15 protein-coding genes are annotated in these 14134 nt (G+C 71.7%); 10 read left to right on the forward strand and 5 right to left on the reverse strand.

What is annotated here, in order from left to right; translation table 11 throughout:
* Window positions 1-124: 124 nt before the first annotated feature.
* Entirely contained in the window at window positions 125-1105 is a 981-nt protein-coding gene (locus ACZ6ZP_RS02885; RefSeq protein WP_399975207.1) for a Gfo/Idh/MocA family protein, read from the forward strand.
* Window positions 1106-1126: 21 nt separating this feature from the next.
* Here the strand turns inward: ACZ6ZP_RS02885 and ACZ6ZP_RS02890 are convergent, their stop codons facing one another.
* Window positions 1127-2761, reverse strand: a complete 1635-nt coding sequence (locus tag ACZ6ZP_RS02890) for an alkaline phosphatase D family protein (protein ID WP_351159786.1) — start codon at window positions 2759-2761, stop codon at window positions 1127-1129.
* A 133-nt stretch (window positions 2762-2894) separates the two neighbouring features.
* Here ACZ6ZP_RS02890 and ACZ6ZP_RS02895 point away from each other — a divergent pair, with 133 nt between their 5' ends.
* From ACZ6ZP_RS02895 to ACZ6ZP_RS02905, 3 genes are all read left to right on the forward strand, one after another.
* A complete protein-coding gene (locus ACZ6ZP_RS02895) occupies window positions 2895-3746 on the forward strand; it encodes an SDR family oxidoreductase (RefSeq protein WP_351159788.1) in 852 nt (283 codons plus the stop codon).
* A 173-nt stretch (window positions 3747-3919) separates the two neighbouring features.
* Window positions 3920-4387: a lamin tail domain-containing protein gene (locus ACZ6ZP_RS02900; RefSeq protein ID WP_351159790.1), complete on the forward strand. Its 468-nt coding sequence runs from the start codon at window positions 3920-3922 to the stop codon at window positions 4385-4387.
* Between the two features lie 58 nt (window positions 4388-4445).
* On the forward strand, window positions 4446-5354 hold the full coding sequence (locus ACZ6ZP_RS02905) for a PhzF family phenazine biosynthesis protein (protein WP_469405310.1): 909 nt from the start codon (window positions 4446-4448) through the stop codon (window positions 5352-5354).
* Here ACZ6ZP_RS02905 and ACZ6ZP_RS02910 read toward each other — a convergent pair.
* The gene (locus ACZ6ZP_RS02910; protein WP_469405311.1) at window positions 5351-6346 is read right to left on the reverse strand and encodes an aldo/keto reductase; all 996 of its coding nucleotides are present in this window, start codon (window positions 6344-6346) and stop codon (window positions 5351-5353) included. The genes ACZ6ZP_RS02905 and ACZ6ZP_RS02910 overlap by 4 nt on opposite strands.
* A gap of 119 nt (window positions 6347-6465) precedes the next feature.
* Window positions 6466-6789, reverse strand: a complete 324-nt coding sequence (locus ACZ6ZP_RS02915; RefSeq protein WP_361462785.1) for a nuclear transport factor 2 family protein — start codon at window positions 6787-6789, stop codon at window positions 6466-6468.
* A 233-nt stretch (window positions 6790-7022) separates the two neighbouring features.
* Here ACZ6ZP_RS02915 and ACZ6ZP_RS02920 point away from each other — a divergent pair, with 233 nt between their 5' ends.
* The 3 genes from ACZ6ZP_RS02920 to ACZ6ZP_RS02930 all read left to right on the forward strand — a co-directional run bounded on the left by ACZ6ZP_RS02920 (window position 7023) and on the right by ACZ6ZP_RS02930 (window position 8965).
* Window positions 7023-7574 carry a DoxX family protein gene (locus ACZ6ZP_RS02920; RefSeq protein ID WP_351159799.1) on the forward strand — a complete coding sequence of 184 codons (552 nt, stop codon included), beginning with the start codon at window positions 7023-7025 and terminating at the stop codon, window positions 7572-7574.
* Between the two features lie 73 nt (window positions 7575-7647).
* On the forward strand, window positions 7648-8175 hold the full coding sequence (locus ACZ6ZP_RS02925; RefSeq protein WP_351159802.1) for an AAA family ATPase: 528 nt from the start codon (window positions 7648-7650) through the stop codon (window positions 8173-8175).
* Between the two features lie 19 nt (window positions 8176-8194).
* A complete protein-coding gene (locus tag ACZ6ZP_RS02930) occupies window positions 8195-8965 on the forward strand; it encodes an SAM-dependent methyltransferase (RefSeq protein ID WP_469405312.1) in 771 nt (256 codons plus the stop codon).
* Here ACZ6ZP_RS02930 and ACZ6ZP_RS02935 read toward each other — a convergent pair.
* On the reverse strand, window positions 8938-9930 hold the full coding sequence (locus tag ACZ6ZP_RS02935) for a phosphotransferase family protein (protein WP_383818456.1): 993 nt from the start codon (window positions 9928-9930) through the stop codon (window positions 8938-8940). The two genes, ACZ6ZP_RS02930 and ACZ6ZP_RS02935, sit on opposite strands and share 28 nt — an antisense overlap.
* A 434-nt stretch (window positions 9931-10364) precedes the next feature.
* Between ACZ6ZP_RS02935 and ACZ6ZP_RS02940 the strand changes: the two genes are divergently transcribed.
* Window positions 10365-11126, forward strand: a complete 762-nt coding sequence (locus ACZ6ZP_RS02940; protein ID WP_469405314.1) for a YqeB family protein — start codon at window positions 10365-10367, stop codon at window positions 11124-11126.
* 41 nt (window positions 11127-11167) lie between these two features.
* Here ACZ6ZP_RS02940 and ACZ6ZP_RS02945 read toward each other — a convergent pair whose 3' ends face one another.
* A complete protein-coding gene (locus ACZ6ZP_RS02945; protein ID WP_469405316.1) occupies window positions 11168-11683 on the reverse strand; it encodes a hypothetical protein in 516 nt (171 codons plus the stop codon).
* Window positions 11684-11924: 241 nt separating this feature from the next.
* On the opposite strand from ACZ6ZP_RS02945, the gene ACZ6ZP_RS02950 reads away from it, so the two are divergent.
* Both ACZ6ZP_RS02950 and ACZ6ZP_RS02955 read left to right on the forward strand, forming a co-directional pair.
* Window positions 11925-12659 (forward strand): FadR/GntR family transcriptional regulator, encoded by a 735-nt coding sequence (locus ACZ6ZP_RS02950; RefSeq protein ID WP_469405317.1) that lies wholly within the window; start codon window positions 11925-11927, stop codon window positions 12657-12659.
* Window positions 12656-14119 (forward strand): amino acid permease, encoded by a 1464-nt coding sequence (locus tag ACZ6ZP_RS02955; protein WP_361462771.1) that lies wholly within the window; start codon window positions 12656-12658, stop codon window positions 14117-14119. The genes ACZ6ZP_RS02950 and ACZ6ZP_RS02955 overlap by 4 nt, the downstream gene beginning before the upstream one ends.
* Window positions 14120-14134: the final 15 nt, after the last annotated feature.

Below are 14134 nucleotides of genomic sequence, written 5' to 3' on the forward strand. Positions count from 1 at the left end.
GATTCCTTCCCGATGAGGCGTGCGATTACCTATGCTCTCAGCTCAGCTGTGCTGGTTGAGACCATTTCCGCGGTACTCCGCGGTACGGACAGGGGCTCCAGTGGTGGAAGACAACCGTGAACCCGTGCGCTGGGGCATCCTCGCGACGGGTGGGATCGCCGCGTCGTTCACGGCGAACCTCCTCGACATGCCGGACGCGGAGGTCGTCGCGGTGGCGTCGCGCACCGAGGCGTCGGCGAAGGCGTTCGCCGACCGGTTCGGGATACCGCGCGCCTACGGGGAGTGGGGCGCGCTCGCCGAGGACAAAGGCGTCGACGTCGTGTACGTGGCGACGCCGCACGCCTCGCACCGGGCCGCGGCGGGACTGTGCCTGGAGGCCGGCCGCGCGGTGCTCTGCGAGAAGGCGTTCGCGCTGAACGCGCGCGAGGCGCAGGAGCTGGTGACGCTCGCCCGGAGGCGCGGCCTCTTCCTGATGGAGGCCATGTGGATGTACTGCAATCCGCTGATCCGGCGGATGAAGGCGCTGGTCGACGACGGGGCGATCGGTGAGGTGCGGACCGTGCAGGCCGACTTCGGGCTCGCCGGGCCCTTCCCTCCCTCGCACCGGCTGCGGGACCCGGAGCAGGGCGGCGGCTCGCTGCTCGACCTCGGGGTGTACCCGGTGTCGTTCGCGCAGCTGCTGCTCGGGGAGCCCTCGGGGGTGAGCGCGAGAGCGACGCTCTCGGACGAGGGCGTCGATCTCCAGACGGGCATGCTGCTCTCCTGGGAGAGCGGTGCTCACGCTCTGCTGCACTGCTCCATCAACGCGGGTACCCCCGTCACCGCCTCCGTCACCGGTTCGCGGGGCCGCATCGACCTCCCGAACGGCTTCTTCTTCCCGGAGCGCTTCGTGCTGCACCGCGACGGCCGTGACCCCGAGGAGTTCACCGCCGTCCCCGAGCACGGCCCCCGCGACAGCCTCAAGCACGAGGCCGCCGAGGTCATGCACCGGCTGCGCGCGGGCGACACCGAGTCCCCGCTCGTCCCGCTCGACGGCACCCTCGCGGTGATGCGGACCCTGGACGCGGTGCGGGAGCGGATCGGGGTGCGCTACCCGGGCGAGTGAGCGCACCCCCGCCCCGCCGGGCTACGCGGGCTTCAGCCCCGGGTTCCCCGCCTCCGTCACGAAGGACGCGGCCGTGGTGATCGGCGCCCCGGGCGTCGTCACCGCGGAGACGGTCTTGAAATCGGCGCGCGCGGATTCCTGCCCGAGACCGACGGTCACGTATCCGCGCCGCCCGTTGTAGAACTTCAGGTGCGGGTTGGCCTTGGTGTAGGTGTCCCAGTTCGCGGGCTTGTCGGCGCCGTCCTTGCCGCTCGCGATCGACGTGGCGACGATCTCCGTGCCGACCGTCCTGGACGCCTGGTCGTCGAAGTCGGCCTTGATGTCGAAGGCGTACCCGACGTGCACGTCGCCCGTGAGCACCATCAGGTTCTCGATCCCGGCGGACTTCGCCCCGGCGAGGACCCGCTGCCGGGACGCGCGGTAGCCGTCCCAGGCGTCCATCGACAGCTTCGCCTCGGCGTTCAGGTCGAGCCGCCGCTCGGAGAAGGTGACCTGCTGCGGCACGACGTTCCACAGCGCACGCGAGCGGCGCCAGCCGTCGGTCAGCCAGCGCTCCTGCGTGGCGCCGGTGATGGTGCGCGCCGGGTCGTCCGACTCCGGGCCCGGGACGTGGGCCTTGTCGCCGTAGGCCTGGTCGGAGCGGTACTGCCGGGTGTCCAGGATGTCGAACTGGGCGAGCTTGCCCCACTGCACGCGGCGGTAGAGCTGGAGGTCGGGGCCCTGGGGCCGCTGGGGGCTGCGCAGCGGCAGGTTCTCCCAGTACGCGCGGTAGGCGGCGGCGCGGCGGACCAGGAACTCGGCGGGCGGGTTGCCGTTCTCGTCGAGGTCGTCCGCGTAGTTGTTCTCGGCCTCGTGGTCGTCCCAGGTGACGACGAAGGGGTGCGCGGCGTGCGCGGCGCGCAGATCCGGGTCGGACTTGTAGAGGGCGTACCGCAGGCGGTAGTCCTCCAGCGTCTGCGTCTCGCGGTTGTAGAGGGCGGGCAGGGTGCGGTCGGTGTAGTTGCGGGCGCCGCCGACCGCGTTGACCGCGTACTCGTAGAGGTAGTCGCCGAGGTGGAAGACGACGTCCACGTCGTCCTCGGCCAGGTGTTTGTACGGGGTGAAGTAGCCGTCGTGGTACGCCTGGCAGGAGACCGCGGCGAGCGTCAGGGAGCTGACCTTGCTGCCGGGCCCGGGGGCGGTGCGGGTCCGGCCCGTCTCGCTGATCCACGTGCCGGTCTTGAAGCGGAAGTAGTAGGTCCGCGCGACGCCGAGGTTGTTCACCTCGACGTGCACGGAGTGGTTGTACTCGGGGTGCGCGGTGACGGAACCGCGTCTGACGACGCGTCGGAAGCGGGCGTCCTGGGCCAGCTCCCACTGGACGGTGACCCGCTGATCGGGCAGACCGCTGCCCGGTTCGTACGGGGCCGGGGCCAGGCGGGTCCAGAGCAGGACCGAGCCGGGCAGCGGGTCACCGGACGCCACGCCGAGCGTGAACGGGTCGTCGGCGATCTTCCGCGCGTCCAGCTCGGCGGCGCTCGCGGCACCGGCGGCCGGCAGGTTGGTGGCGAAGGCGAGCGCCGCCGCGGCCCCCGTGACGGTGAGGAAACGGCGGCGGCCAAGATGGCTCGCGGCGGCTCGTAGTTCGGCTGTGCCCTGCTGGCCTGCGGGTGTCATGTGGCCCTCCCCTGACGATTGGTGTCACGGGCATGCAAGTGGTGGGGGAAGACGCGCGACTGTCGCGTACACAACACCCGCATGGCGGGACGATGATGTCCGTATGGACGGGCCTCCCGTACGCTGCGGGGCCATGAACGCAGAGCTAACTGGGCATCCAACCGAGCAGACAAGGTCCGCGGTGGTCACCGGCGCGGGCTCCGGAATCGGCAGGTCCGTGGCGGTGGAGCTGCTGCGGGCCGGGTGGTCCGTGGCGCTCGCGGGGCGCCGTACACAGACGCTGGAGGAGACGGCGGCGATCGCCGCCGGGGTGTCGGAGGGCGCCGCGGTGCGGCCCGTCCCGCACGCCGAGGAGTCCACCGAGGTGAACGCCCCGGCCACGACCGACGCGCTCTGCGTGCGCACCGACGTGTCGCGGCCCGAGGACGTGGCCGCGCTCTTCGCGGCCGTGCGCGACCGCTTCGGCCGCCTCGACCTCCTCTTCAACAACGCCGGTACGTTCGGCCCCGGCGGTGTGCCCGTCGAGGAGCTGGAGTACGACGCGTGGCGGCACGTCGTCGACACGAACCTCAACGGCGCCTTCCTGTGCGCGCAGGCGGCCTTCCGTCAGATGAAGGAGCAGGACCCGCAGGGCGGCCGGATCATCAACAACGGCTCCATCTCCGCGCACGTGCCGCGCCCGCGCTCCATCGCGTACACGGCGACGAAGCACGCGTTGACCGGCCTGACGAAGTCGCTCTCCCTGGACGGCCGCCCCTACCGGATCGCCTGCGGCCAGATCGACATCGGCAACGCGGCGACCGACATGACCGAGCGGATGCAGACCGGAATCCTCCAGGCCAACGGGGAGCTGGCGCCCGAGCCGGTGATGGACGTGTCGGACGTGGCGCGGACCGTGCGCCACATGGCGGAGCTGCCGCTTGAGGCGAACGTGCAGTTCGCGACGGTCCTCGCGACGAACATGCCCTTCGTCGGGCGGGGTTAGCCGCCGGGGCTTCGAGCGCCCACGACGTGGCCGACCGTGACCCAGCCCTCACGGTCGGCCCACATCTTCACAAACGGAATATGAAGTCCCGCGCCAATTGCGGACATCGCGCCCCGTATGCTCAGCGTGCCCTCCACGAGAACTCCACATTCAGAGCACACTCGGAGCACACCTTGCGCATACGTTCCGCCGTCCCCGCCGTCCTCGCCACGGCCGCGCTCTCGGCCTCGCTGCTCGCCGCGACCCCGGCGTCCGCGGCCGCGCGCCACCAGGGCGGACTGCACCTCGGGTACATCCAGTTCGACAGCCCGGGCCGGGACACCCGGTCCAACTCCTCGCTGAACGCGGAGTGGGTGAACATCCACAACAGCTCCGGCTCGGCGATCCAGCTCAAGGGCTACAAGCTGAAGGACAACACCGGCTACACGTACACCTTCGGCAGCTACAAGATCGGCGCCGGCAAGACCGTCAAGGTCCGCACCGGCAAGGGCACCAACGCGTCCGGCGTCCGCTACTGGGGCCGCGGTTCGTACGTCTGGAACAACACCAGCGACAAGGCCCGCCTCGTCAAGCCCAGCGGCTCGCTCAAGGACTCCTGCTCCTGGACGAACAGCAACCCCGGCTACAAGAACTGCCACTGACGGGCCCCACGCGCCGGCAGCGGGAATGACCGGGGCCTCGGCACGGTTGCTCTGCGACATGACGACGAATGCACCCGGGGCCGCTTCTCCCGCCGTACTGCGCTACACCGCGTTCTCGGCCGACCCGGCGGGCGGCAACCCCGCCGGGATCGTGCTCGACGCCGCCGGTCTGGACGATGCGGCGATGCTGGGGATCGCGGCGGAGGTGGGGTACAGCGAGTCGGCGTTCCTGACCCCGGCCCCTGACTCCGCTTCCGCCTCCGCTTCCGCTTCCGGCCAAGCGGGCCGCGCCTACGACGTGCGCTACTTCAGCCCGCAGGCCGAGGTCCCCTTCTGCGGGCACGCGACGGTGGCGGCCGCGGTCGCCCTGGCCGAACACGGCGCCGGCGCGGGCGACTTCGTCTTCTCCACGCGGGCGGGCACGGTCCCGGTGACCGTGACCGACGCGGACGGCGCCCCGCGGGCCACGCTCACCAGCGTCGAGCCGCACGTCGACGAGGTCACGGCGGCCGATCTGACCGAGGCCCTGGCCTCGCTCGACTGGCCCGCGGACGACCTCGACCCGGCACTGCCGCCCCGCATCGCCTACGCGGGCGCCCGCCACCTGATCCTGGCCGCCGCGACCCGCGAACGCCTCGCCGACCTGTCGTACGACTTCGAACGCCTCGCCGCCCTGATGCGGCGCCTGGACCTGACCACGGTCCAACTGGTCTGGCGGGAGAAGGACTTGACCTTCCACGTGCGCGACCCGTTCCCGGTGGGCGGGGTCGTGGAGGACCCCGCCACGGGCGCCGCGGCGGCCGCGTTCGGCGCGTACGCACGTGAACTGGGCCTGGTGCCCGCCCAGTCGGAGCTCACCCTGCACCAGGGCGCGGACATGGGACGCCCCGGAGTGCTCACGGTGAACCTGCGGGACGGCGACGCGAAGGTGCGGGTGAGCGGGGCGGCGGTGCGGATCGAGGGCTAGTCCCCCCGCAGAATCCGCTCGACCTCCGCCAACTCCCCCTCCGTCAAGGGCCCGTACTCCATCGCCCCCGCGTTCTCCTCGACCTGCGCCACCGTCCGGAAGCCCGGCACGGGCACCGTCAGCGGGCTCCGCGCCCAGAGCCAGGCGAGCGCTCCCTGCGTGAGGGTCCGCCCGCCACTGGTGAGCACGGACCGCACCGCGTCCACCCGCCCCAGCCACTCGGGGTCCGCTCCCCCGCCCGTCCCGAAGCCCGGCAGCCAGGCGGGCGGCGCGCTGCGGATGTCCCCGGCCACCGGAGCCTGCCCGGCGACGTACTTCCCGGTCAGCAGCCCCATGGCCAAGGGACTCCGCAGCACGCTCGCGAGCTCCAGCCGCTCGCAGAGCGCCACCATCTCCGGGGCGTCCTGCAGCACGTTGCAGCGGTACTGCACCGCCGTGCAGTGCGGCCCCGCGGCGAAGACCGCCGCCCGCTCGGTGTCGTCGGTGCTCCACCCGTATGCCCGGATGAGCCCCTCACGCACGAACTCCTCGCAGGCGTCGCGCAGTTGCGCCGCCCGCTCCAGATCGCCGTCGGCGATGTGCAGCTGGTAGAGGTCGACGTGGTCCGTGCCGAGCCGCTTCAGTGACGCGGTCAGTGCACGGCGTGCGTACGCCACCGAGTCGTCCGCGACCCCGGCGGCGGTCCGCGTCTTCTCGTCGAAGAGGTTGCCCCACTTCGTGGCGATGACGACGTCGTCCCGCCGCGCACCCAGGGCGCGCCCCAGGATGCGCTCGCTGTGCCCGGTCCCGTAGTTGTCCGCGGTGTCGAAGAAGGTCACACCGAGGTCGACGGCCCGCCGGATCGCCCGTACCGACTCCTCGTCGTCGACCGCGCCCCAGCCCAGCGGTTCGCCGCCCGGCATCGACCACTCACCGCCGATGGCCCAGCAGCCGAGGCCGAGCGCGCTGACTTCGATGCCGCTGCGTCCCAATGTCCTGCGTGTCGTCTCCATGCCCACGGACGCTAGGAGTTGAAGCGCACGCGAAGACAAGCCCTCACGCGAAACGCGTCACTCGACGCCGACGCTCAGGGGCTGGGGCTGGGGCTGGGGCTCAGGGCCTCAGAGCTGCTTCAGGCCTGTCCCGTCTCGAACCGGGAGACCTTCCCGCCGTCGACGGTGAAGTGCCACTTCGTCCGCATCTCCCCCCACGTGTCGTTGCGGAACGTGACGATCAGCGCGCGCCCGGCGTCCGACTCGTTCTCCACGTCCATGTGGCCGTGCGAGGAGAAGATCTCGCGCTCCGTCCACTCGGCGATGTCCCGGTCGGAACCGTCGTCGGACATGGTCGCGTCGGGTGCGAGGACGGCCTGGAAGGCGGCCTGGTCGTGGGAGTTCACGGCGGTGACGAAGGCCCGGACCGTCGGGTCGGCGAGCCGGTTTACCTGAATGCTCATGCACCCACCGTCACATCGGCCGCCCCACCCCGCCACCGGACGGGGTCACCCGTACGGCCGCCCGAGCCGGGTGCGCGGCGGGGCTCTGACGGACGGTGGGGGGGACGAGCACCGACACGCACGGGCCTGCCCGCCCACGCCCGTCCCTCCCGCTCCCCCTCCCCAACCGCTCACCACCCATCGCCACCCGCTCACCACCCGCTCACCACCCGCTCACCCCAGGAGACAGCGCCATGACCCGTTCCTGCTTCGACCGACGCGACCTCGGCCTCCTCCTGCTCCGCGTCACCACCGGCGGTGTCCTCGCGGCCCACGGCACCCAGAAGCTCTTCGGCTGGTTCGGCGGGCACGGCATCGAAGGCACCGGCGCCTTCATGGAGTCCATCGGCTTCGCGCCCGGCAAGGCGAACGCCGTCATCGCCGGGCTCGCGGAGGCGGGCGGCGGCACGCTGCTCGCGCTGGGCCTCGCGACCCCCGCTGCCGGTTCGGCGGCGGCGGGCGCCATGGCGGGGGCGACCGCGGTGCACGCCCCCAACGGCTTCTTCAGCCAGGGCGGCGGCTACGAGTACCCGGCGTTCCTCGGCCTGGTCTCCGCCGCCCTCGCCGTCACGGGCCCCGGCGCCTACTCCCTCGACAGCTCGCTCGGCCACTCCTTCAACCGCAACTGGATGGTGCCGGCGGCCCTGGCGGGCACGGCCGTCGGGGCGCTGGTATCGGTGGGCTCGCGGGCGAAGAACGTACGCGAGCAGCAGAGCGCTGCGACGCCGGGCGACCCGGTCATGTGACGTCCGCGTCCCGCCGCGGACTGCGGGGCGCGGGCCGCAGACAGCTCACGGCGTACGTGGTTGCCTGGACCCCATGATTGTCTGGATCAACGGGAGTTTCGGCGTGGGCAAGACGACCACGTCCGAGAAGCTGGTCGACCTGATCCCCGAATCGCGCCTCTTCGACGCCGAAGAGGTGGGCTACATGCTGCACCACGTCCTCGGCCCCCTCCAGGAGGAGGCCGACTTCCAGCACTGGCCGCCGTGGCGGCGCCTCGTCGTCGAGACGGCGCGGCAGCTGATCGCGTACACGGGCGACACGCTGGTCGTCCCGCAGACGGTCCTGGTCGAGGAGTACTGGACGGAGTTGAACGCTGGGCTCGGCGAACTCGGCGTACCGGTACGGCATTTCGTGCTGCACACCGACCCGCGGACCCTCACCGGGCGCATCGAGGCGGACATCCCGGCGATCGCCCCCTGGCGCCTCGACCACGTCGCCGTCTACCAGGAGGCCCTGCCGTGGCTGCGGCGCGCGGCCGAGGTGATCGACACGACGGACACTCCGCCGGACGAGGTGGCGCGGCGCATCGCCGCGAAAGTCGTTGTTCCGGAGCCGAGTTGACCAGATAGCGTCCTCGACCATGACCGAACCCACCACCTCTGACCTGCCGCCCCGCCTCACCGGGCTCACCTTCCACGGCCCGCTCTCCGAGGAGCGGGCCGCACGCCTCGTCGAGCGCGTCGCGCCGGGCACCGGCTCCGTCCTCGATCTGGGCTGCGGCTGGGGCGAGTTGCTGCTCCGGGTCCTCGAAGCCGCTCCGGACGCCACCGGTGTGGGCGTCGATCTGTCGGCCGACGACCTGGACAGGGGCCGCGCGCTCGCCAAGGAGCGCGGCCTGGCCGAGCGGGTCTCCTTCTTCGAGGAGTCGGCGACGGACACCACCCGCGGCCCCGCCGACCTCGTCCTGTGCCTGGGCGCGAGCCACGCGCTGAGCTCCGAGGAGCCGCCCGGCCACACCGAAGCGGCCCTGCGCGCACTGCGCGGCCTGGTCGGTCCCGGTGGCCGCGTCGTGCTCGGCGAGGGCTTCTGGCAGCGCACGCCCACCCCCGCCGAACTCGCCGGGATGTGGCCGGACGCCCACGCCGGCGAGCACCTCTTCCTGGGCGACCTGGTGGACGCGGCGATCGCCGCGGGCTTCCGCCCCCTGTGGGTGGAGACGGCGAGCACGCAGGAGTGGGAGGAGTTCGAGTCCGGCTACCGCACGGACGTGGAGCGGTGGCTCGCCACGCACCCCGGGCACCCGCTGGCCGCCGAGACCCGCGAGAAGGCGGACCGCCAGCGGGCGACCTGGCTGCGCGGCTACCGCGAGGTGCTCGGCCTGGCCTATCTGACCTTGATGCCGGTGGGCTGAGGACGGTCGTGCCCGAACCACGCCTGGGCCAGCGCGTCGAGCGTCGGCTCCGGCGGGGCGGGCAGCTCCCGCAGGTACCAGGGCAGGTTGCTGTAGACGTGGAGCAGGGTGTGGGCGAGGAGTTCACGCGGCTCGAAGGTGCGGCCGTAGGCCCGCGTGAAGCGGCTCAGGAGGCCCGGCTCGGCGCGCGTGACGAAGAGGCCGACGCCCACGAAGTCGTACGCCCTGTCCCCGATCATGGCGGGCTCGAAGTCGAAGAGCCCGGTGAGGCCGAGCCGCCCCGCCGGGCCTGCGGGACCTGGGGGGCCTGCGGAACCTGCGGGGCCGACCAGCAGATGCTGGCGCATGAACTCGGTGTGCAGGAGGACGCGCGGCGCGTCGGCACGCAGCGGCACCGAGTCCAGGAAGCCGGGGATCTGCTCCAGCCAGCTCTCCGGCAGCCCGCACTCCCGCTGTCGCCGTACGGCACCGGCGCGCTGCCTGCCGAGGAAGTCGCCCCAGTCGCCGGGCCCGAGGACGTCGGCGAGCGGCCCGGGGTCCAGGGCGTGCAGCGCGGCGAGCGCCTCACCGGCCTCGGTGACCAGGCGCTCCCGGTCGGCGCGCGGAATGCGCGGCCAGGCAACGGCGAGGTCCTCGCCGGGCAGCCGTGACATCAGCACGTAGCGCCAGCCGTTCTCGTACGTCCCCGACGCGTGCACCCGCGGTGTGGGGACGGGCAGTCGGCCCTGAAGATGGCTCAACACCCGCTCCTCGACGAGGGCGTCGTCGGCGGCGGCGCCGGGGAAGAGCTTCAGCACGAGGTCGTCGCCGACGGCGTAGACGGGCTGTGTCCCCTCCGTGAACCGGTCGAGGGGCGCTCCGGCGAGGCCGAGCCTGGCGCAGAGGTCCTCGACGCCGGGCCGCATGACGGCTTCGTCGGGGACGACAACGTCCCATTGCTCATCGGTGTCCACGGTGGGCAGCATGATCGGCACGGTAGGCGGCGGGCGGTGCGGCGGCAACGTATTTGAGGGCCGCCGACCGGCCGCTTCAAGAGATGCCGACCGGCCGCTTCGAGACCCGTCGACGTCCGGTTCGAGACCCGCCGACCCGCCGCTTCGAGACCCGCCGACCGTCCGCTTCGACACCCGTCGACGTCCGGTTCGAGACCCGCCGACCGTCCGCTTCGACACCCGCCGACGTCCGGTTCGAGACCCGCCGACCCGCCGCTTCGAGACCCGCCGACCGTCCGCTTCGACACCCGCCGACCCGCCGCTTCGACACCCGCCGACCCGCCGCTTCGACACCCGCCGACCGGCCGGACCGGACGCGCCGGAGCCTCGACCCACCTACCGAAGTCTGCCGCCCATCGACTTTCGGCCGCTGCCCCGCGACCCCGTGCCCGCCTAGCGTCGAGGACATGACCAGCGAAGAGAGCCTCGGCCCCGTCTCCCTGCGCAAGGACCGCACGACGGTGCTCGGTTACCCGCGCGGCGACCTGCTGACCGTGCTCATCGGCATGCCGCTCCTCGGCCTGCTGCTCGGCCTCGCCCTGCCGCCCCTGGCCCGGTGGCTGAGCCGGTCGCCGGTGCTGCCCTGGCGCGGCGGCATCACGTTCGTCGGCTCGCTGGACAAGCCGTGGCAGACCGGGGTCGCCATGGGCGCGGGCCTGGTCGTCGGCCTGGTGGCCGGGTTCCTCGTCGCCGTCACGGAGACGGTCGAGACCCTGAAGCTGAAGCTGACCGACCAGGAGCTGGCGGCCGAGCTGCACGAGCGGACGCGGACCATCGGACGCGCCCGTGTCTCGGCGGTGTTCCTCGACGGCAAGGAGCTGGTGGTCCTCGACGAGACGTCACGCCAGTTCACGCGCGGCGTCCACAAGACGGCGGCACCGGCGCTGGCCGAGGCGTTCCGCTCGCACGGCTACCCGTGGCAGGACGCCGACCCGCACGCGTCCCTGTTCCAGCGCTGGATCCCCGGCGTTCCGGGGCTGTCCGCCGAGGCCCAAGCGGTCCTCGCGGCACGGAAGATCGCGTTGAAGAGCGATGCCGGGCAGGACGTCAGGGACCTCGCCGAGACGCTGCAGGGTCTGGGCCATGTCGTACGGGACGAGGGCAAGGACCAGTACTGGCGTCCGCTGGCAGGGGGAGCCGGCGGAACGGGCGGTGGCGCTCGGACCTGAGCGCCACCGCCCGCACACGGAGCACATGCCCCTGCCGGCCGTCAGAAGACGAACGGCCCGGGCGCCTGTGCCGATGTCGCGTTGCAGGTCACGGTGATCCCGAGGACCACGACCTGGAGGGACTTGCCCTCCAGGCTGTCGCCGATGGCGACGGTCCCGTCGAGCGGCCCGGTGGACACCTCGCCGCCGGCGGGGATGGCCGGGTTGGAGCTGCCGGTGAAGGTCGCGGTGTCCGAGCCGTTCTTGGTGAGCGTGAGCGTGGAAGCGACCGAGTTCGCGGCGATGTCGATGGGGGCGCTGATCGCCGACGTGGAGACGCTGATGGTCGCGGCGGTCCCGTCCTGGGTGGCCTTGAGCGTCGCCGTGCCCGAGCCCCAGGTCCCGCAGTCGAACGAGATGGTCGCGGTGTCCGGGGTCACGGCGGTGGCGGCGGTGGCGGCGGGCGCCATCACCATCGCCCCCAGGGCGACCAGACCGACGCCGAGCGCCGACCCCGCGCCGAGCCTGCGGACGCCGAATCTGTCCGGCCCGCCGATTGCGCGATTTCCATGCCTCATAAGGGTGTCCTGCCTTCAAGTGGGGGGATTGCGGGGGGAATTGAGCCCCGGAACTGACGGTCAGTCAGTATCCGGAACCGTTGCCCATTGAGGCACGGGCCCCGCGGGGCGGCAAGGCACCCTTCCATGATTTTTGACATGCTACGGCCAATTTCAGCCGCTCCCGGCCCGGCTCCCCCACTGCCCTCACCCTTCCCTCCACCCTTGACAGTCCCTCCCGTCCCCCCGCAGGATCACCCCCGTGAACCTGTCAGACAGCCAGACAGGTGACCCGGTGCCGCGGCGCGTCAGCGCCATGGAAGCGGTACTCGGTCACCTGCGCAGCGCCATCGAGCGCGGCGACTACGCCGTAGGCGACAAACTCCCCTCCGAGGCGGAGCTCTGCCGTCGCCTGGAGGTCAGCAGGCCCGTGCTGCGGGAGGCGCTGCGGGCCCTGCAGACCATGGGCCTCACCGTCTCCCGGACCGGCAAGGGCACCTTCGTCCTGTCGAACGGGACGGTCGAGGACCCCACCTTCGGCGACTACGCGGCCAGCGACCTCCTGGAGGTCCGGCGGCACGTCGAGATCCCGATGACGGGCTACGCGGCAGCGCGCCGTACGCCCGAGGATCTCGACCACCTCGCCCACCTCCTGGAGCGGATGGAGCGCGAGACCGACACCACCGCATGGGTGGCCATGGACACGCTCTTCCACCTCGCCGTCGCGCAGGCCGCCCAGAACCCGGTCTTCCGCCGCGTGATCGAGGAGATCCGGGACGCGCTGGCCCGCCAGTCCGCGTTCCTCAACGAACTCGGCGACCGCCGCGAGCAGTCCAACCGCGAGCACCGCGCGATCGTCGAGGCGCTCGTCGACGGCAGCTCGCACGACGCGACCCAGGCCATGGCGCACCACCTCGACCGCGTCGAGACGACCCTCACCGCGATCGTGCGCCCCGAGCGCACGGACGCCCCACCGGAAGGCGGACATCAGGCGTGAGCGAACAGTCCCTCGAAGAGCAGTCCCTCGAAGACTCGTCGCGCATACGGAAACCGGCAGGTCACGTCGATGCCGGGGACGCGGGGTACAGCAAGTCCCTGAAGTCCCGGCACGTCAACATGATCGCCATCGGCGGCGCGATCGGCACGGGGCTCTTCCTCGGGGCCGGCGGCCGTCTCGCCGAGGCCGGTCCCTCGCTGTTCATCGCGTATGCCGTCTGCGGCGCCTTCGCCTTCCTGGTCGTGCGGGCCCTTGGCGAACTCGTCCTGTACCGGCCCTCGTCCGGCGCCTTCGTCTCGTACGCCAGGGAGTTCCTCGGCGAGAAGGGCGCCTACACCGCGGGCTGGATGTACTTCCTGAACTGGGCGACCACCGGGATCGCCGACATCACCGCGGTCGCCACCTACACCCACTACTGGGGCATGTTCTCCGACATCCCGCAGTGGGTGATCGCCCTGATCGCGCTCGCCGTCGTCCTCACGGTCAACCTCATCTCCGTGAAGATCTTCGGGGAGCTGGAGTTCTGGTTCGCGATCATCAAGGTCAGCGCGCTGGTGATCTTCATGCTGATCGGGATCTTCCTGCTCGTCACCCAGAACCCCGTGGACGGCCACACCCCGGGCCCGTCCCTGATCTCCGACAACGGCGGCATCTTCCCGAGCGGCCTGCTGCCGATGCTCCTGATCATCCAGGGCGTCGTCTTCGCCTACGCCTCCGTCGAGCTGGTCGGCGTCGCGGCGGGCGAGACCGAGAACCCCGAGAAGATCATGCCGAAGGCCATCAACTCCATCATGTGGCGCGTCGGCCTCTTCTACGTCGGCTCCGTGCTGCTGCTCTCGATGCTGCTGCCCTGGAACAAGTACACCTCCGGCGAGAGCCCCTTCGTCACCGTGCTCTCCAACATCGGCATCCCGGCGGCCGGCGGCGTGATGAACCTCGTGGTGCTCACCGCGGCCATGTCGTCGCTGAACTCCGGCCTCTACTCCACCGGCCGCATCCTGCGCTCCATGGCGATGTCCGGCTCCGCGCCCCGGTTCACCGGGGTCATGAGCCGCAGCCAGGTCCCGTACGGCGGAATCCTGCTGACCAGCGGCATCTGCGTGCTCGGCGTCGGGCTCAACTTCGTGGTCCCCGCCGACGCGTTCGAGATCGTCCTGAACTTCGCGGCCCTCGGCATCCTCGCCACCTGGGGCATGATCATGCTCTGCCATCTGCGGTTCTGGCGGAAGACGCAGGAGGGCGTCATCGAGCGCCCCGGCTACCGCCTGCCGGGCTCGCCCTGGACCCAGCTCGTCACCCTCTTCTTCCTCGCCGCCGTGCTGGTCCTGATGTACGCCGACGGGGGCGCCGGACGCACGACCGTGCTGTGCCTGCCGCTGATCGCGGCGGCGCTGGTGGCCGGGTGGTACTGCGTACGCGGCCGGGTCTCGGCCGTACGGAAGTCCGGAGCGGACGCGTGAACACCCTCGACACCA

This window comes from Streptomyces sp. NPDC054047 (assembly GCF_055585065.1).